Genomic DNA, 17,547 nt, shown 5'->3' with positions numbered 1-17,547 from the left:
TTTGTGTTCGGTTCTTTTTCAAAAAATCGACTTAACTTTGTAAGCTAACATAATTAAACGTATTGAATTTTTAGAAGGTTAATTTCATGAAATAAGCGTGAAATTAATTAAACACAGATTTGGAATTAGCTCTAAAATAGCTAAAATAACTTTATGAATCAAATTGCAGTTGTCATTTTAAATTATAATGGACAAAAACACTTAACTGATTTTTTACCTTCCGTTATTCAAAACTCTTCAAATGCAGCGATTTACGTAGCTGATAACGCCTCGACAGATAAGTCATTAGAATTATTGAAGACAAATTTCCCTGAAGTAAAAGTGATTGCTCTTTCAGAAAATCATGGATTTGCTCAAGGCTACAACGAAGCCCTTAGTCAGATTGAAGCAGAGTATTATGTTTTGTTAAATTCAGATGTGGAAGTAACGCCAAACTGGATTGAGCCAATTATTGATTTGATGAAGAAAAACCCGACAATTGCAGCTTGTCAGCCCAAAATTAAAGCCTTTCATCAGAAAACTCACTTTGAGTACGCAGGTGCGGCAGGCGGTTTTATCGACCATCTCGGCTACCCTTTTTGTAGAGGAAGGATTTTCTTAGATTTAGAAGAAGATTTAGGGCAGTTCAACAATAATCAAGAAGTGTTCTGGGCAACGGGTGCTTGTATGTTTGTCAGAGCCGAAATATTTCATCAAGTAGGTGGCTTTGATGGTGATTTCTTCGCTCACATGGAAGAGATTGACCTTTGTTGGAGAATGCACCACGCAGGCTACCAAGTATTCGTTTGTGGCGAATCAGAAGTATATCATGTTGGCGGTGGTACTTTGCATAAATCAAATCCGTATAAAACTTTTTTGAATTTCAGAAATGGTTTAGCAATGTTGTATAAAAACCATCCTGACAAAGGTTTTGCAAAAGCAATTTTCTTGCGACTTGTCTTGGATGGTGTTGCGGGAGCAAAGTTTTTATTTTTTGATACTTGGCAAGACTGTTGGGCAGTAGTAAAGGCTCATTTCGATTTTTATGCTAATATCCGTAAATGGCACAATAAAAGAATATCAATCCAGAAAAGAAATAACATTAAAGCTATATTTCCTGAAAAGATAATTTGGCACTACTTCGTAAAAGGAAAAAAGAAGTTTAAAGATTTACCGAAGTTTTAGTTTAAAGTTCCCAAACGGTAGGATGATTACACTGACGAAGATGACGGCGAATGTTCATCCAAAAAGCCAGTACTAAATAAATGATAATCGGAGAGCCAACCGTGATGAAGGAAACATAAACAAAATATAAGCGAATGCTGCTGGTAGAGATACCAAGCTTTTCACCAATACGAGTACAAACACCAAATACATGATGCTCTACAAAGTACTTCAATTTTAGAATGTTTGTCATGGTAGTCGAAAGTAAATTTCTGAATATTAATCAATTACAGGATAAAACTCACATAAAGTTACTTTGTTTTCACCGTAAGTCAAAATATTTATTTTTTTATAAAAAGTTAAAAATGAAGACTAATACTATTTTAATCTTAAAGAATGGTGAAAATTTACAAAATATTATAAATATAGTTATATTTTAAATTTTTGTTTCAAAAAAAAAACGAGTTAAAAATAGGAATACACAAAATTATACTTACATTTGAGCATTAATAGTAAAAAGAGTGCCAAGTTTTTTAATGCAAAGTAATTAGTTTTCAAGAGTCCGTTGCTTCCCTTAGATTCACATTCTCCTTGATTATCACAATACTACCAGTATCAATCTTAGACTTTTAGGGCTATTAATTTGCAAAAGGTAAATTGCATACTTTACCCAGATGCAAACTTGTGTATCATTATCAACCATTCTTTTTTACGTCATGCAAACAGGAACAGTTAAATTTTTTAATGAAAGCAAAGGCTTCGGCTTTATCGTTGACAGTGCAAGTGGACAAGAGATTTTCGTTCACGTAACAGCTTTAGGTGGTATTCATTTACGCCAAGATGACAAAGTGTCATTCGATATCGTTGAAGGAAAAAGAGGTCTTAACGCTGCTAATGTTAAGAAATTGTAGTGTAATCAAGTGCTGTGAATTAATTCGAACAATCGAATTGTAGAGTAAAGTTCAGTACGAGTAAAATTTGTTGAATTATTAAAAGTTTTGGTTTCATTACAGATGTAGCAGAACTTATTTGAGAAACTGTTTGCTATGTTGTAAGAATTTTTTAAGTAGAATTCTAATTTTAGGTTAATATATTATTTTCATATCCGAGAATAAAACAGCGTATATTTACGAAAGCGAGATAAATCTTTTACCTAAAAGATTTTAACATATTAGTTTTGCATATATTGATACCAGTATAATCAGAACAAACCGATAGTATTTTTATTTTTTTTTAATTTTTTTTTATATCAATTTTTATGCAAACTGGTAAAGTTAAATTTTTCAACGAATCTAAAGGTTTTGGATTTATCGTTGATGACGAGTCTAATGAAGAAATCTTTGTTCACGTAACTGGATTATCTGGAACAACGATTCGTGAAAATGACTCTGTTTCTTTCGACGTACAAGAAGGAAAGCGTGGCTTAAATGCTGTGAATGTAAAGAGAATCTAATTTTTTTTAGATAGATAGTCATTTAAAACCCCTGCCTTTAGGTTGGGGTTTTTGTTTTTTGGCTATTTTCGCAAATAATAACAAAACAAAACCAATCAAATTTTTATGATGACACAAGTTGAACATATTGGTATTGCTGTCAAAGATTTGGCAGTATCCAATGAACTTTTCACCAAACTTTTGGGCGTAAAACCTTATAAAGAGGAGGGAGTTGCCTCTGAGGGCGTAATGACTTCTTTTTTTCAAGTTGGAAAAACAAAAATTGAATTACTTGAAGGTACAAGTCCCGAGAGTCCGATTACAAAATTTATTGAGAAAAAAGGCGAAGGTATTCATCATCTTGCTTTCGAGGTTGAGAATATTTATACCGAAATGGAACGCTTGAAAAATGAAGGATTTACTTTGTTGAATGAAGTGCCAAAACCGGGAGCTGATAATAAATTGGTGTGTTTTCTGCATCCGAAAGGGACAAATTCTGTATTGGTAGAACTTTGCCAAAATATAGATTAGGCTGGCTTAATTGAACATCAATCAAACCAGCCTAATACTTCTTAATATCTTTTTACTTTCAATTCTTGTAATCCACCATCAAAGTTGATATTGATTTTTTTGGTGGATTTCTCGAAATTAGGGGTTTCCCAATGTCCATTTTTCTGAATAAACCCATCAAAATCTTTTGAGTTTAAACCTCCATCAACATCAATTCTACAACCCACTGACTCGGGAATATTGAACTCTATTGACGTTAAACCTGATTCAACTTGCACATCCAAATTATTGACTTTATCACCCAATTTTACGTCTGTTTCAGTAACACCAGTTTTGATAGATAAATGCTTGATTTTATAGTCACTTAAATCAAAATCTGCTTTTCCTGCACCAAACTCAAAACTCATATCCCAAAGTACTGATGGATTAAGTTTTAAATTAATTTTGTTGTGATTGTCGTCACTAAAATTGATGTGGTCTTTTTTACCTTTCAAAGCAAATTTAATATCAGGGTTGGTAGAATCTCCTGTCTTTTTCAAAGAGATATTGCCAAAATTTAGGTCAGCATCAGCTTCTACTAAATCTTTAGAAGTACCTTTGATGATGAATTCAGCAGCACCTCCCGAAAAATCAAATTTAGCATTTTTGATTAATGGATTCATTGCTTCTACAAGTCGCTGTTGCGATTCTCGATTGCTGTAATCCTCATTATCTTCGTTGTCATCATTGTTATTATCGTCTTCATTTTCGTCCGTTCCGATATGAATATCGTGGTCGTTGAAGGCTGTTTCTACTTTTTCTTGACAACTTCTGATAAGTACCGTTGGAATAGCAACACATAAAAGTACAATGGTTACTACTGTTGCCGAGCGGCTACTTTTTCCCAAGAACGCTACTAAGCCCAAGTAAATTAATAAGAGTGGCCATAGTCTTGAGATTTCATGCCAATTGATATGAAACCAGCCAAACTCTTTTCCGAGAAAGAGCAAGCCGAGGAGAATTAAAAATCCGCCAGAAAATAAACTTTTAGAATTCATGGTTAAAGGATTTATGTGTTTTAGATACTTTCATGGTTTAGAGTAGTGCTAAGTTTATGGCTTAGAACTCACTTTTATCTTTGTTAAAATTGATTTTATCCTTGTCTTTGAAGATGATATAACCACCTACTGCAATTAAAATCAATGGCCAGAATTTACCAAAATCAAAGTCCGGAATCCATTCGTCTAAAAGGAAAATCGTACCGAGTACAATGAGGATAAGTCCCCAAACTTTATTTGAATCTTTTTTCATGTTAGTAAATGTTGAGTTAAAGGTTGAATCAAATGGTACTTCTGAAGTTTCCCATTGATGTTTTACTGGTAAAGCTATCCACAAGATAATATACATCCAGAAAAAAATACCATGTGTGAATATTAATCCTAAAAATAAAAGTACTCTGACAACGGCTACATCAAGCCCAAAACGCTCTGCTAAGCCAGCAGCCACACCTCCTAATTGTCCTTTTGAAGGTATGCGATAAAGTGATTCTTTCATGTTCTTATTGGTTAAAGTCTTTGTTTAGAGTTTATTTGAAAGTTTTGAGGTTTAAACAGATAATTTTTAACAGCTTTTGTTTTTTTATTTGTTTGATGGACGAAATTTATCACTGTACTGAGGAATGGCAACTCTAATTTGAACAGACGGTATGATTGTCTTTATGAATGGATTTTTTTGATGGCGAGTTTTTGAAATAAAAAAAACCTTTAAGCGTTTTACGTCTTAAAGGTTTTGGAAAGTGCTTATTCAAAATCAAGGTTTTGTGATTTTGGTCTTTACCTCATCAATTTTTTTCTTTTGGGTGGTCAAGCTTTCGTTGATATTCATTTGCTCTCTTCTGTTTAGCTCTACTTCCATTTGTAGTTTTTCGTACTCAACACGGTTTTCTTCTAATTTTTTCATCAATTTTTCTCTCTCTTTCAAATTACTTTCAATCGCACGATTGAGTTTATCAGAGTTGAAGGTAGCTTTTTGTTGTTTATCCTGCATCGCAGTGATATTTTCTTGCTCGGTTTTGATGGTTTGATGTTGCTTGAGCAACTCCACGAAATCAATCAGTATTTTTTCGGCTGCAAAAGTGCGTGGGTGCGAATTATTAATAAAAGTACCATCACTTTGTGCCAAAGACATAAATATCTTTGTTTTGCCTCTATCATAACTTACTTTACTCATCAGGGTCAAAGGATTCGCCGTAATAGTCGGAATCCTTGCATTCATTACCTGAAAAATATTTGTTTTTATCACTTCTACATAGCCGTACTTGTAAAGTTCTTTTTGCCAGAGTTGTCTAACGAAAGCATCATCTATGTTTACATAAGTATAAAAACCTTCTTTAGTAGCTCTATCAACTTCCTGAGTTCCACTCAATATTTGAGCAGTCTGTCCATAAGAGCGACTCAGCGTCAATAGAAAGAAGAGTATTAAAGCAACATTTTTCATATTTTCTAATTTTTAGTTAAGGGTTGTCAGAAAATCTTAAAGCAATTCAGAGGTACAATAAAAGTACTTCTTAAAACAAAGGATAACTATTAGGTAAATTACAAATTTAATAGAATCAGACAGCTTAGGATTGATAATAATATAATTTAAAATAGATTTACTTGAAATAATTCTCAAATACCATGAAAAAAATATTTATTCTTTTATTCAGTATTGTTACACAATCTTTACAAGCTCAGCAAAATGATTGGACTTTAGCTCCTTTTACGAAGCCTAAAGAGAATCCAATTTTATCAGCTGATTCAAGTTATGAATTTTTTTGCCCAATGAAAAATACTTCTGTAAAGTGGCAAAAAGCAGACGTTTTTAATCCTGCGGCTATCGTCAGAAACGGAAAAGTTTATCTTTTATTTCGAGCCGAGGATACTCCAGGCACAAATATCGGTTTTCGTACTTCAAGGATTGGTTTAGCGGTAAGTACAGACGGTATTCATTTCAAAAGACAAAAAACACCTGTACTTTTCCCGACCAAAGATGAATTTGCGAAATACGATAATCCGGGCGGTTGCGAAGACCCTCGCATTGTAGAAAGACCAGACGGTACTTATGTAGTAGCTTATACGGCTTGGAACAGAGATGTTGCTCGTTTGTGTATTGCATCGTCGAAAGATTTGGTTCATTGGAAAAAGCACGGCCCAGCCTTTGGAAAAGCCTATGATGGAAAGTTTGTGAATATCTGGTCGAAGTCTGGTTCAATTGTTACTCAAATGAAGAATGGGAAAATTACTGCTGTGAAAATCAAAGGAAAGTATTGGATGTATTGGGGCGAAAAAGGGGTAAACTTGGCTACTTCCGATGACTTGATAAATTGGACTCCTTTAGTAGAAAATGATGGTTCGTTGAAGTATGCTATCAATATCAGAGCAGGAAAGTTTGATAGTGATTTGACCGAACCCGGCCCGCCAGCTTTGCTAACCAAACAGGGCATTTTACTTTTGTATAATGGCAAAAATGCTTTGGGTGAAAATACAGACAAGAATCTTCCTGCCGAAACGTATTCAGGCGGACAAGTACTTTTCGATGCCAACGACCCTACTAAAGTATTAAAAAGAAGTGATAATTATTTTATCAAACCAGACTTGCCTCATGAAATGCGTGGACAGTACAAAGCTGGTACAACTTTTATTGAAGGCTTGGTCTATTTTCATAAAAAATGGTTTTTGTATTATGGCACAGCCGACAGTATGGTGGGTGTAGCTGTAAAAGATGCTTTGTAAATCAATGAAAATTTCAACACTTATTTTGGCGGCTGGAAGTTCGAGTCGCTTAGGTCGTCCAAAACAATTGCTCAGATTTGAAGGTAAAACCCTCATAGAAAGAATTACTCAAGTAGCCTTGAGTGTTTCAGACCAAGTATTAATTGTTTTAGGTGCGAACGAAACACTCATTCGTCCACATCTTGAAGCACTCGTTTTGGCAAATACATCAAAATTAGAGATTTCGTTCAATGCCGATTGGGAAGAAGGCATGGGCAAAACCTTGAGTTTTGGCGTAGAAAAACTTGCCAAAAATGCTGATGCAATACTTGTGTTACTCTCTGACCAGTTATTTGTCGATGAAGTACTTTTGCGGAAAATGATGCAAACTTTTGCAGAATCTAATTTGCCAATTGTTGCTTGTGAATATGCCGAACAATTGGCTGTTCCGATACTTTTTGATAAAACTGTATTCGCCGACCTGATGAGTTTGAATGGTGATAAGGGAGCAAAAGTACTCCTAAAAAAGTATAGTGATAAGCTGGGAAGTGTACCGTTTCCGTTGGGTATTTGTGATGTAGATACTCCTGAAGACTTGAAAAAATATGAATTATCTTGATTTAAAACAAAAAAGTCGAAGTTTTACCTTCGACTTTTTGAAAAATAACCTTTAAAAATTTAATCTTTATTTGGCGGAAAAAAAGACAAACAAGATTATTTTTTGTACTGTTGAATAATTAATTGTGGTTAAGTAGTTAGAAATCGGCTCTATCAAAATAATTATTTTTCTAAACCTTTGAAGAGTAATAGAATTAATTATTAAATTAATATAAACGTCTAAAGAGATTGCAAATTTATGCAAAGTTTTAAGACTCTCAAATAGTCAGTTTGGCTATTTATACGTTTAAATTACGCTTGTTCTCATACCCTTTATTATTTCTATGGAATCACTCTCTGAAAATTATTTAAGACAACTTTTACAGAAATGTTTGGACGCTGTTGGTCAATTGGCTGGCGAAGCGTCAGTAAAATCTGTGGAAAAATACTTAACAGACTTAGGTTATTTAGGTATTCGTTCTACACTTCCGAATGCTGTATTTCATATTCTTGATATGAAAACGCTCACTTTTAAATTTGTAGCCAATACAGAAGAAGCACTCGGTATCAGTCCCGACGAGCTTCTTCAAAAAGGTATGCCTTTGGTTTTTAAGACTATGGCTACACATTCGCAAAACATTAATGCTGTACCAGAACTGCTAAAGTTTATGTTTGATGCCATCAAAGACGCTCCACGAAATCTTCGTGAGAGTTTTATTTGTTATGGCTATGGCGTGCAGTATTATCGACCCAGTAAAAAAATCTTTCATTCTTTGGTACAAGTAATCGGTTTGGAATTTGACGAAAACGGATTGCCAACTTTATGTTTTGTCATCGACCAAGACGTTGAGCATTTAGTGAAAAAGTTAGACCATTTTTGGGGGCGAATTAGTTTTGGAAAAGGCAAGCGTATTGTTACTTACTCGTCTATCGAAAAGCAAACTAAAATACAGGATATTTTTACCGACCGAGAAGAGGATGTTTTGAAGTTGTTGCTGAAAGGAAACGAATCGAAACAGATTGCGGATAAATTATTTATTAGTCATAACACGGTAGATAATCACCGTAAAAATATGATTAGAAAACTTGATGCCAGAGATACCACCGCTTTGGTTCAACTTTCTAAATTGCTTGGGATTTTGAAATGAGCAAAGCAATAAAAAAATAGTCCTGAAGTATCATTTTTTAACTACTTCAGGACTATTTTTTTTAATACGAATCAGTTGCAAGTTTAGTCAATCTGATGATGTTTTTTGTTATACTCTACTGCAAAAACGATGATTTCACCAATAATTCCTACGGTTGCAACAAAAGTATCGCCTAACCAAATTAGGATGAATGCAAAAACAATAAAAAGTGTAATTAATTGAGCTGTCGAAAGCTCGTTATCCTCAGAATGATTTGATAAATTTGACATATTACTTTAAGAATTAGTTGGAAATAAATTTATAACAAGGTATGAAAAAATATGAAATTTTCAAGTGTTTTTTGCTTTTAATCTTTAGTTTTTTTCAGTTTATTTCCCCGTCAGTGGCTCAACGATATGATAGAAGTGTTTCAATTGGCAGTAGTAACTTAAAGCTCAAGAACTCGAATTTTTACATTGCCCACATTCTTGATGAACGTACTTTTAAACGAAGAATCGGTTTTGTTTTCAACGAAAATAAAGAAGAAATAGAATTGGATGTTGTTGGCGGACTTGTAAAATCAAGTACTGATTATTTATCGAATTTTTCTCGGAAAAGTACTAATGCTTATCCAATCGTTTTGAAAATTAAAGAATTGAAAGTATCTGAAAAAATGGTAAATAATAAACTTATCAATGGCGAAAGCAACATCAACCTTGATTTTTACTATTTAAGAGATACTTCACTTGTTCATTTAACGGCTTTTCAGTCAAAAATTACTTTTACTCGAAGTTTTGGAGAAGTAAATCACTACGACTATTTAATAGGAAGACTATTAGAAAAAGCTGTTATTTACTTCGATAAATGGATGAGTGCCAATTATGATAAAAATATTTTATTAGTAAAATCACTGAAATTAAATATTAAACCCGACTGGCGAACGGATAACCCTGTGAGTGGCGATACTGTGTTTTGGTCACCCAATTATCAATTGGCTTGGAAAGATTTTCAAGGTACAAAGCCGCCTACTTCAAAATATACAGCACAGGTTTTTACCAATTTTGAGTACAGTGCCAAAGCCGATATTAAAGAAGGTGTATTGATAATTGATGTACAATTCAAAACTTATATGCTGAAAAGTTCTTCGTGGACAACTGAAACAATTTCAGCTTACGGGCTTGCACACGAGCAATTGCACTTTGATATTACGAAGCTGGTTGTGGAGAGATTTAAACAAAAAATAAGAGATAAACTCACTATTGAAGATTACGACAGCGAATTACAGCTTACTTTTATAGAAATGTACCGAGAAATGAATCGTTTACAAAAAGAGTATGATGCAGAAAGTAATCATAGTATTAATTTTGTAGGTCAGCAAAAGTGGCAATCATTGGTGGCTGGCGAACTAAGAACGATTCGATAGAAAATTTAAGAAAAAATGCGAAAATTATCCATGGATGACCTCAACCGACTTTCGGCAGAGGAATTCCAACAAGTAGAAAAATTTCCTTACTATTTAATTTTAGATGACATCAGAAGTATGAACAATGTCGGTTCTGTATTTAGAACGGGCGATGCTTTCAAAGTCGAGAAAGTTTATTTAGGAGGTATCACAGCTACACCACCACATCGTGAAATTCAGAAAACCGCTTTGGGGGCAGACGAAACCGTAGCTTGGGAACACGTAGAAGACGTACTGACTTTAATAAAACAGCTTCAAGCCGAAGGTATTATTGTTGTGGCGGTTGAACAAGTAGAAAATAGTGTATCTTTACTTAGCTTTGAGCCAGAAGTCGATAAAAAATATGCGTTTATTTTTGGTAATGAAGTATTTGGCGTAAATCAACAAATTGTAGAACAAGCCAATTTTTGTTTGGAAGTACCCCAGTTCGGAACGAAGCACTCTTTGAATATTTCAGTGACCACAGGCGTAATCTGTTGGGACTTTGTAAGCAAATATTTAAAAGGAAAAAATAATTAATATCACTTATTCAAAAACTTAACACAAAAAATTTTTTTGGAAAGAACCTTATTGATACCTTCGTTTTTATAAATAACAATTATTTAACATTAAATTAATATTGAATATGAAATCGACCAACGAGATTCTTGCCAATGAAATTTCAGCCTTTATTTTAGGTAAGTTGAAGGGCCTAAATACAAAAAGTGCAAAGAAGTTAGTGAAAACTGTGGATGGTGCTGCGAAAGAAGTGGTAAAGAAATATGCTAAATTGAAGAAAGACGAGATAGAGGAAAAAGAGAAAGAAGCCAAAAAAGAAGCTAAAAAAGCAAAAGAAAAGGCCGAAAAAGCAGAAAAAGAAAAGGCAAAAGCTGCTGCCAAAGCCGCTAAAGATGCTAAGATTTCACTTGTAACAAGTAGCGAAGAAGTATCTGAGAAAAAAACAGGAAAAGCTGCTAAAGCGAAAAAACAAGCCGAGGAAGCTGCACCCGCAGTAGAATCAGAAGCTACCTCTACCGAAGAAGTTTAAGAGCCGATTCATACCGACTATCAAAGAAAAGAAAGAGTTTATCAAAAATCTATATCATTTTTGATAAACTCTTTTTGTTTTGTGTCGTCGTTGTAATTCTTTTTGCTTTTGAACGACTAAAGTGAAAACATACTTAAACCAAACTCACCAATGTCCAACATTTTAGAAGCTCACAATGTTGTCAAACGCTATGCAGGACATACTGCTTTGAATGACGTAAGTATTGAAGTGCCTAAAGGTTCTATTTTTGGCTTACTGGGGCCAAATGGAGCAGGGAAAACCTCTTTAATTAGAATTATTAACCAAATTACTGCACCTGACGAAGGCTACATTTTACTTGGTGGTGAAAAGCTACAACCCAAACACATTGAAGCCATTGGCTATTTGCCAGAAGAGCGTGGCTTGTATAAAAAGATGAAAGTAGGGGAGCAACTTTTGTACTTAGCTCAGTTGAAAGGCATGAGTAAAGCAGAAGCCACTGAGAAACTCAAACAATGGTTTATCAAATTTGATATTAAAGATTGGTGGAATAAAAATGTGGAAGACCTTTCAAAAGGAATGCAACAAAAAACACAGTTTATTGCTACGATTGTTCACGAACCACAACTGATTATTTTGGATGAACCTTTTTCTGGTTTCGACCCAATCAATGCCAACCTACTGAAAGACGAAATTTTAGAACTCAAAGAAAAAGGAACAACGATTATTTTTTCGACACACAGAATGGAGTCTGTCGAAGAACTTTGCGACCACATTGCCCTCATCAATAAATCAAAAGTAGTACTTCATGGAGCAAAAAAAGAAGTAAAAAACCGCTTTAGAGACAATTCTTATACCGCAACTTTTGAAGGTACTTTACAAGAATCACCTTTCTTTAGCGTAGTTGATACTAAACCTTTAGAAGATAATATCACACAAGTACACTTGAAACTACAAGATGATGTATCTGTAAATCAATTGATTAATGCTTTGATTCAGCAAGTTTCTTTAAAATCATTCAATGAAAATATTCCTTCTTTCAACGAGATTTTTATCAAAGTTGTAGGCGGTGAGGCAAATGATATTCTTTAAGCATTATTTTACGATTTTAAAATTCCCAAAACTATGAATAAGATTTTACTCATCATCCAAAGAGAATACAGTACAAGAGTACGCAAAAAATCCTTTTGGATTGCTTCAATATTAGTACCTATTTTGATAGCTGGCGTATATGCTATTCCGCTTTATTTATTTTTGAATTCAAACGATAGCAAAACCGTAGAAGTGATAGATGAAAGTGGTTTGTTCAAAAACAAATTACAGTCGGAAGAAGAACTTTCTTTCAAATTTATCAATCTTAGCTTTGAACAAGCCAAGAAAAAACTTTATGAAGGCGATGCCGATATTGTTGTAGAGATTCCCAAAGACATTCTGGATAATCCGAATGGCGTAAAAATGGTTGGGAAAAAGAGTATTGGACTTTCTACACAGTTCAGTATTCAAGGAAAAATTCAGAATGAACTTCGCAATATTAAATTGCAAAGAGCCAACATTGACTTAAAAATATTAGAGGCGAATAAAGTAAACGTAAATGCTCAAACTTTTACGCTGGATGAAAACGGTGGCGAGCAAAGTAGTAGCTCGACTGGAGCGATGATTTTGGCAGGTGTTTTTGGAATGATTCTTTATATTTCAGCCTTCTTATACGGTTCGCAAGTAATGAACGGCGTAATTGAAGAGAAAAGCAACCGAATTATTGAAGTAATGATTTCGTCGGTTCGACCTTTTCAGTTGATGATGGGCAAAATCATTGGTGTTGGTTTGGTGGGTCTTACACAGTTTTTATTGTGGGGAACGCTTACTTTTGCGGCTTCAAGTGCTACCACAAGTATTATGTCTGGCAAAATTCAAGAGAAGATAGAAACCTTACAAAAATCTGGTGCAGGCAAAGATGAAATCAAAAAATACCAAGACAGCGTAAAAGATAGTAACCCACTTTCAAGCGTAGCCCAAACGGTTGAAAATATTTCTTTAGCCAAAATTGTTATTTGTTTCTTCTTGTTCTATTTGGGCGGATACTTGTTGTACAGTTCGCTTTTTGCAGCCATTGGCTCGGCAGTCGAGAATGCTACGGAAGCACAGCAATTTATGTTTCCAGTAACTATTCCCATCATTTTATCTTTCATTTTAGCACAAGTAATTATCCAAAAACCAGATAGCTCAATTGCGTTTTGGGCATCTATTTTCCCTTTAACTTCACCGATTGATATGATGGTTCGTTTGCCATTTGGTGTACCAAACTGGGAAATTGCCCTGTCGTTTGCTCTTTTGGTATTAGGATTTTTTGGTACAACTTGGTTTGCAGGCAAAGTATATCGTGTAGGAATTTTGATGTATGGCAAAAAGCCAACTTGGAAAGAAATCGGCAAATGGGTGTTTTATAAAGGCTAATCAAGTTTAGTATTTAACTTTCATAAAAAAGGCTTTTAAGAATCAATTTCTTAAAAGCCTTTTTTATGAAAGTAGCGAAGATTATTTCGTATGATTCAGCAATCCTAAGTCTGGTTGCGAGTACTTTAGGATTTTTATATACATATCTGTTTTGGTTTGATACACGCCTTCAATACTTGGAATACGTTGATTGATAACCTCCAATAAGTGATTATTGTCACGGCACATCACATCTACTTGAATATCAAAATCACCTGATGTAATAGCTAAAAAACTTACTTCTCTGAATTCCTGTAATTGAGCCGCTACTGATTCAATCATATTGGCAGGACGCACAGAAATTTTTACATGAACATAAGCATGAAAGCCCACTCTTGCTGTATTTACACGTCCTACAATCTGGATAGTTTTGTCTTCAATTAATTTACTGGCTCGGCTACGAATGGTGCTGGCAGAAGTTTTTAAGTTTTCAGCCATGTCGGTAAAAGAACGCCGACCATCTTCTTGCAACTGTCCCAAGATGGCAAAATCTAATTCATCAAGTTCCACAGCTGGATCATTTGTATTCGTTGGTTGTGTTAGGCTCATAAATTTTGGAAAGGTAAGGAATGAAAATCCGTATTTGAAAATATGTAGTAAAATAAAGCGTTCCTACATTAATATTTTCAAAACTTAGACGAAAAAATTTCAAATATTTTAAAAATTTATTTAAAATAGGGTATTATAAGTAATTTTTACTAATTTTTTGAAGCTGTTTTTTGAGGAAAAATTAAAATCGAATCTTTTGATGTGCTTGAACCTATGAAGACTTTTCGGAGTTGAATAAGTATGCCTCTTACTAAAAATAGATTAAAAGCATAATGAAATTTGATATGACTTCCACTGCCACTACATACCAAGCCGCTACAACGGTGGCCGAAATTGTTGAAAATCACTTTATTTTTCATCATCAAAAAGCAATTAATTTTGATGGAAAAGCTTTCGCTTATTTGCCCAATGCCCAAGTAATTGAAGCAATGGTCGATGTAGCATTTTGGGCAAGTCTTCGTAGAGAAGAAGGTCGTTCGCCCAGAATTTCTATTGCCTTTCTTGCTCCAGAGCAATCTGAACAACCTTTTGTTTTTCAAGAAAGATTAGCTTTTACTTCGGATATTCTTACCAAACTTGCTCCTGCCGTAGAGCATTCAGGGATTCACCTTGGCGTTTGGGAAGAAAATGGTGAACTCTATTTATGGGGAACAACTACCAGTATTCCAAGTTTATGTTTTGTATTAGAAGTAGTAGAACCCGGACTTTTAGTAATCAAACATCGTAGAACAGACGGTTTCGGAAAATTCATCAACGTTGCCGTTCTGAAAGGCGACCAAATCAAAATTATTGATGAAAATAGCGGTGCTTTGCCCGATTGCCCAGCTTTGTTAGGTTCAATGATTGGAATTGCTTCTACTACTTCTTGGAACGACTCATTAAACGTACTCGTACAATTGGCGGTTGCTATGCGTCAGCATCAGCGTGGAGGTACTTTATTGATTGTACCTGCCAAAAGCGAGCGTTGGCGAGAGTCAATCATTTCACCAATTTTATACAAAATAAACCCTGTTTATTCTGGGCTTTCTATTTTACAGAAAGAAGTGTTGGTTGGTCAGCAACAAGAAATTTGGCAAGGAAGGCTCAATCAGGTAATCAATGGTTTGGCTGGTTTGACCGCCGTTGATGGAGCAACTATTATCAATGACCAATTTGAAGTATTGGCTTTTGGTGCAAAGATTAGTCGTTTGCCTTTAGGGAAATCTGTCGAAAAAGTTTTAGTGACTGAACCCGTTTTTGGAAATGAACCAGTAGTGATTCATCCAGCCCAAAATGGTGGAACAAGGCATTTGTCAGCAGCACAATTTGTTTTTGACCAAAAGGATTGTATCGCTTTGGTGGCCTCGCAAGACGGTAGATTTACGATTTTTTCTTGGTCGCCGTGCGAACAAATTGTTCATGCACACCAAGTAGATGCTTTGCTGATTTAACAAGTAATACTGAGACCGTCGTAGGCTAAACGAACAAAGGGAGGAAGTTCTTCTTCTACTTCACGATGCAAGCCCATTTGATGACTGATGTGCGTAATGAATCCTTGTTCTGGCTGTACTTTCTTGAATACTTCTATGGCTTCGTCTAAAGTAAAATGAGAAATGTGTTTTTCTTTTCTCAATGCTCCAATTACTAACACTTTCGAGCCTTTTACTTTTTCTAAAGCTTGGTCAGAAATATAATTTACATCAGTAATATACGTGAAGTCGCCAACTCGAAAACCATATACAGGAAGTTTGTAATGCAACACTTCAATAGGATTAAAAGTGATGCCTTCTACAACAAATGGCGAGTGATAAATTTCGTTGAGCGTAATTTGTGGCGTACCGGGATATTTAATTTCGGCAAAAGCATAAGCAAATTCTTGCTGAATTTGTTCTAAAACTGTTGGGCGAGCATAAATAGGCATATCCTTTTTCTGCGAAAAGTTGTATGCACGTACATCGTCTAAGCCTGCTGTATGGTCTTTGTGTTCGTGAGTGAAGATAACTGCATCTAAATTTTGGATGCGTTCACGAAGCATTTGCTGACGAAAATCTGGGCCAGTATCAATTACAAAACTTTTGCCTTCGATTTCGATATGGATAGAAACTCTGAGACGTTTGTCTCGGAAGTCAAGAGAACGACACACTTCACATCCGCAAGCAATTACAGGTACGCCCTGAGATGTTCCAGTGCCTAAGAAGGTGATTCTCATAAAGTGATGAATTATGAGTTATGAATTATGAATTATGAAAATATGTTCTTCTTTAATTCTTGATAATTCATAACTCATCTTTAGAAACCTATTCGGTAAGAGATTTTACTTGAGCAACCAGTGCGTCAAAATTAAGCGGTTTCGCTAACATATCATCAAAACCAGCTTCTTTGAAATCTTCCATTGAATAGTTGCGAGCATTACCAGTAATGGCAATCATCGGTATTTTTGCTTTAGCTTCATCTTTCAAACCACGAACCGCTTTGGCACATTCCATACCGTCCATAACGGGCATATTGATGTCGAGTAAGATGATGTCAAAATCTTCTTTTTCAAGAGCATCTAATACTTGTTGTCCATTCTTAACAGAATGAATTTCAAAATTCTGAAACTCTAAAATCTTTTTAGCAAGGTTCTGGATAACTGAGCTATCTTCGGCAATCAGGACTTTCTTCATATTAAGGTTAATGATTGATTAATGTGGTAAAGATAAGTAACAGGAAACAATTATCAATTATCAATTATTAATTAAGCGTGTTTTTTTGTGATATTTCTTGATTTTCTACACGAGTTTTTCACTCTATCAAGTATCAGATTTCGCCTAAATTATGAAAAATATTTAAAATATCATTCATTTAGTTTCCGCCTCTACGCTATTAAAGTTGTACAATTTGAAAAATACCTACGATTTTGGGGAGTTTTTTCACAAAAAAGTCGCTTATCTTTCGATAAACGACCTTTTACTAAAAAATAAGAATTTACTTTACAGTGAATGGAACGGCAACTTTGTCCCACAATAAAGTTACTTCACCTTTATCAGTAGCTGAAATAGTGAAACGTTCTGTCATATCATGGGCTTGTGCTGGAGCAGTTACTCTGAGTACGTCTTCCGATTCTTTGTAGTCGTAAGCACCCCATTGTTTAGCTACTTTATTAAAAATAATTACCCATTCTTTTTCACCAGGAATTGTGAAAAAGCCATATTTGCCAGCTTTCAAGGTTTTTCCTTGTACTGTTACGTCTTTTGATACTTCAAAAGTGGTAGCTTCGTTTGCTCCTGTTCTCCAAACTTTACCATAAGGTGCTAAGCTGCCAGCCCATACATTTCTACCTTTTACGCCTGGTTGAGAGTATTTAATTTCTAAAGTAGTTCCACCAATTTTGGCAACAGTTACGGCAGGGGGTGAGGGCATTTTAGCTTTGTCGCTGTTCATGTCGTGTTGAGCGTTGCTCACAAAAGCCACTAAGGCAAAAAAGCTAAATAAAAGTAGTTTTTTCATGTTGTTAAGAAAAAGTTTAATTTTTAATAGAT

At 34.7% G+C, this 17,547-nt stretch carries 22 protein-coding genes; 13 read left to right on the top strand and 9 right to left on the bottom strand.

Going from position 1 to position 17,547, the window contains the following annotated elements:
- The first annotated feature begins 153 nt into the window (after nucleotides 1-153).
- Complete coding sequence (locus VB248_RS10435; protein ID WP_323296709.1) at nucleotides 154-1,164, top strand: glycosyltransferase family 2 protein; 1,011 nt, start codon at nucleotides 154-156, stop codon at nucleotides 1,162-1,164.
- Between the two features lies 1 nt (nucleotide 1,165).
- Here VB248_RS10435 and VB248_RS10430 read toward each other — a convergent pair whose 3' ends face one another.
- Complete coding sequence (locus tag VB248_RS10430) at nucleotides 1,166-1,387, bottom strand: PspC domain-containing protein (protein WP_323296775.1); 222 nt, start codon at nucleotides 1,385-1,387, stop codon at nucleotides 1,166-1,168.
- A gap of 472 nt (nucleotides 1,388-1,859) precedes the next feature.
- Between VB248_RS10430 and VB248_RS10425 the strand changes: the two genes are divergently transcribed.
- The 3 genes from VB248_RS10425 to mce all read left to right on the top strand — a co-directional run bounded on the left by VB248_RS10425 (nucleotide 1,860) and on the right by mce (nucleotide 3,106).
- Nucleotides 1,860-2,054 (top strand): cold-shock protein, encoded by a 195-nt coding sequence (locus VB248_RS10425; RefSeq protein WP_323296708.1) that lies wholly within the window; start codon nucleotides 1,860-1,862, stop codon nucleotides 2,052-2,054.
- 347 nt (nucleotides 2,055-2,401) lie between these two features.
- Nucleotides 2,402-2,596, top strand: a complete 195-nt coding sequence (locus VB248_RS10420; protein ID WP_184132988.1) for a cold-shock protein — start codon at nucleotides 2,402-2,404, stop codon at nucleotides 2,594-2,596.
- 105 nt (nucleotides 2,597-2,701) lie between these two features.
- Nucleotides 2,702-3,106 (top strand): methylmalonyl-CoA epimerase, encoded by a 405-nt coding sequence (mce, locus tag VB248_RS10415; RefSeq protein ID WP_323296707.1) that lies wholly within the window; start codon nucleotides 2,702-2,704, stop codon nucleotides 3,104-3,106.
- Nucleotides 3,107-3,147: 41 nt separating this feature from the next.
- On the opposite strand, the gene VB248_RS10410 is transcribed toward mce, so the two are convergent.
- The 3 genes from VB248_RS10410 to VB248_RS10400 form a co-directional block, all read right to left on the bottom strand.
- Nucleotides 3,148-4,122 (bottom strand): LiaI-LiaF-like domain-containing protein, encoded by a 975-nt coding sequence (locus tag VB248_RS10410; protein WP_323296706.1) that lies wholly within the window; start codon nucleotides 4,120-4,122, stop codon nucleotides 3,148-3,150.
- A gap of 61 nt (nucleotides 4,123-4,183) precedes the next feature.
- Nucleotides 4,184-4,618, bottom strand: coding sequence for a PspC domain-containing protein (locus tag VB248_RS10405; protein WP_323296705.1), 435 nt, complete (start codon nucleotides 4,616-4,618; stop codon nucleotides 4,184-4,186).
- A gap of 255 nt (nucleotides 4,619-4,873) precedes the next feature.
- Entirely contained in the window at nucleotides 4,874-5,560 is a 687-nt protein-coding gene (locus tag VB248_RS10400; protein WP_323296704.1) for a hypothetical protein, read from the bottom strand.
- A 182-nt stretch (nucleotides 5,561-5,742) separates the two neighbouring features.
- Between VB248_RS10400 and VB248_RS10395 the strand changes: the two genes are divergently transcribed.
- The 3 genes from VB248_RS10395 to VB248_RS10385 all read left to right on the top strand — a co-directional run bounded on the left by VB248_RS10395 (nucleotide 5,743) and on the right by VB248_RS10385 (nucleotide 8,561).
- Nucleotides 5,743-6,837 (top strand): glycoside hydrolase family 130 protein, encoded by a 1,095-nt coding sequence (locus VB248_RS10395; protein WP_323296703.1) that lies wholly within the window; start codon nucleotides 5,743-5,745, stop codon nucleotides 6,835-6,837.
- A gap of 4 nt (nucleotides 6,838-6,841) precedes the next feature.
- Nucleotides 6,842-7,435 carry a nucleotidyltransferase family protein gene (locus tag VB248_RS10390; protein ID WP_323296702.1) on the top strand — a complete coding sequence of 198 codons (594 nt, stop codon included), beginning with the start codon at nucleotides 6,842-6,844 and terminating at the stop codon, nucleotides 7,433-7,435.
- Nucleotides 7,436-7,757: 322 nt separating this feature from the next.
- Nucleotides 7,758-8,561, top strand: a complete 804-nt coding sequence (locus VB248_RS10385; RefSeq protein WP_323296701.1) for a response regulator transcription factor — start codon at nucleotides 7,758-7,760, stop codon at nucleotides 8,559-8,561.
- An 83-nt stretch (nucleotides 8,562-8,644) separates the two neighbouring features.
- Here the strand turns inward: VB248_RS10385 and VB248_RS10380 are convergent, their stop codons facing one another.
- Nucleotides 8,645-8,830, bottom strand: a complete 186-nt coding sequence (locus VB248_RS10380) for a hypothetical protein (protein ID WP_323296700.1) — start codon at nucleotides 8,828-8,830, stop codon at nucleotides 8,645-8,647.
- A 41-nt stretch (nucleotides 8,831-8,871) separates the two neighbouring features.
- On the opposite strand from VB248_RS10380, the gene VB248_RS10375 reads away from it, so the two are divergent.
- The 5 genes from VB248_RS10375 (at nucleotide 8,872) to VB248_RS10355 (ending at nucleotide 13,459) form a co-directional block, all read left to right on the top strand.
- A complete protein-coding gene (locus VB248_RS10375; protein ID WP_323296699.1) occupies nucleotides 8,872-9,963 on the top strand; it encodes a hypothetical protein in 1,092 nt (363 codons plus the stop codon).
- A gap of 15 nt (nucleotides 9,964-9,978) precedes the next feature.
- Nucleotides 9,979-10,521, top strand: a complete 543-nt coding sequence (locus tag VB248_RS10370) for an RNA methyltransferase (protein WP_323296698.1) — start codon at nucleotides 9,979-9,981, stop codon at nucleotides 10,519-10,521.
- Between the two features lie 106 nt (nucleotides 10,522-10,627).
- The gene (locus tag VB248_RS10365; RefSeq protein WP_323296697.1) at nucleotides 10,628-11,029 is read left to right on the top strand and encodes a hypothetical protein; all 402 of its coding nucleotides are present in this window, start codon (nucleotides 10,628-10,630) and stop codon (nucleotides 11,027-11,029) included.
- 150 nt (nucleotides 11,030-11,179) lie between these two features.
- Nucleotides 11,180-12,100 (top strand): ABC transporter ATP-binding protein, encoded by a 921-nt coding sequence (locus tag VB248_RS10360; RefSeq protein WP_323296696.1) that lies wholly within the window; start codon nucleotides 11,180-11,182, stop codon nucleotides 12,098-12,100.
- A gap of 33 nt (nucleotides 12,101-12,133) precedes the next feature.
- The gene (locus tag VB248_RS10355) at nucleotides 12,134-13,459 is read left to right on the top strand and encodes an ABC transporter permease (protein ID WP_323296695.1); all 1,326 of its coding nucleotides are present in this window, start codon (nucleotides 12,134-12,136) and stop codon (nucleotides 13,457-13,459) included.
- A gap of 81 nt (nucleotides 13,460-13,540) precedes the next feature.
- Here the strand turns inward: VB248_RS10355 and VB248_RS10350 are convergent, their stop codons facing one another.
- A complete protein-coding gene (locus VB248_RS10350; protein ID WP_323296694.1) occupies nucleotides 13,541-14,047 on the bottom strand; it encodes an Lrp/AsnC family transcriptional regulator in 507 nt (168 codons plus the stop codon).
- 272 nt (nucleotides 14,048-14,319) lie between these two features.
- Between VB248_RS10350 and VB248_RS10345 the strand changes: the two genes are divergently transcribed.
- Nucleotides 14,320-15,477, top strand: a complete 1,158-nt coding sequence (locus VB248_RS10345; protein WP_323296693.1) for a putative sensor domain DACNV-containing protein — start codon at nucleotides 14,320-14,322, stop codon at nucleotides 15,475-15,477.
- On the opposite strand, the gene VB248_RS10340 is transcribed toward VB248_RS10345, so the two are convergent.
- The 3 genes from VB248_RS10340 to VB248_RS10330 all read right to left on the bottom strand — a co-directional run bounded on the left by VB248_RS10340 (nucleotide 15,474) and on the right by VB248_RS10330 (nucleotide 17,515).
- On the bottom strand, nucleotides 15,474-16,235 hold the full coding sequence (locus VB248_RS10340) for an MBL fold metallo-hydrolase (RefSeq protein ID WP_323296692.1): 762 nt from the start codon (nucleotides 16,233-16,235) through the stop codon (nucleotides 15,474-15,476). The two genes, VB248_RS10345 and VB248_RS10340, sit on opposite strands and share 4 nt — an antisense overlap.
- Nucleotides 16,236-16,323: 88 nt before the next feature.
- Complete coding sequence (locus VB248_RS10335) at nucleotides 16,324-16,692, bottom strand: response regulator (protein WP_184133038.1); 369 nt, start codon at nucleotides 16,690-16,692, stop codon at nucleotides 16,324-16,326.
- Nucleotides 16,693-16,993: 301 nt separating this feature from the next.
- Complete coding sequence (locus tag VB248_RS10330) at nucleotides 16,994-17,515, bottom strand: DUF2911 domain-containing protein (protein WP_323296691.1); 522 nt, start codon at nucleotides 17,513-17,515, stop codon at nucleotides 16,994-16,996.
- Nucleotides 17,516-17,547 lie beyond the last annotated feature (32 nt).

The organism is Arcicella rigui (genome assembly GCF_034929435.1).
GTDB classification, from domain to species: domain Bacteria; phylum Bacteroidota; class Bacteroidia; order Cytophagales; family Spirosomataceae; genus Arcicella; species Arcicella rigui.
Note: the sequence above shows the minus strand (reverse complement) of the source record. Positions and strands in the feature narration are given on the sequence as shown.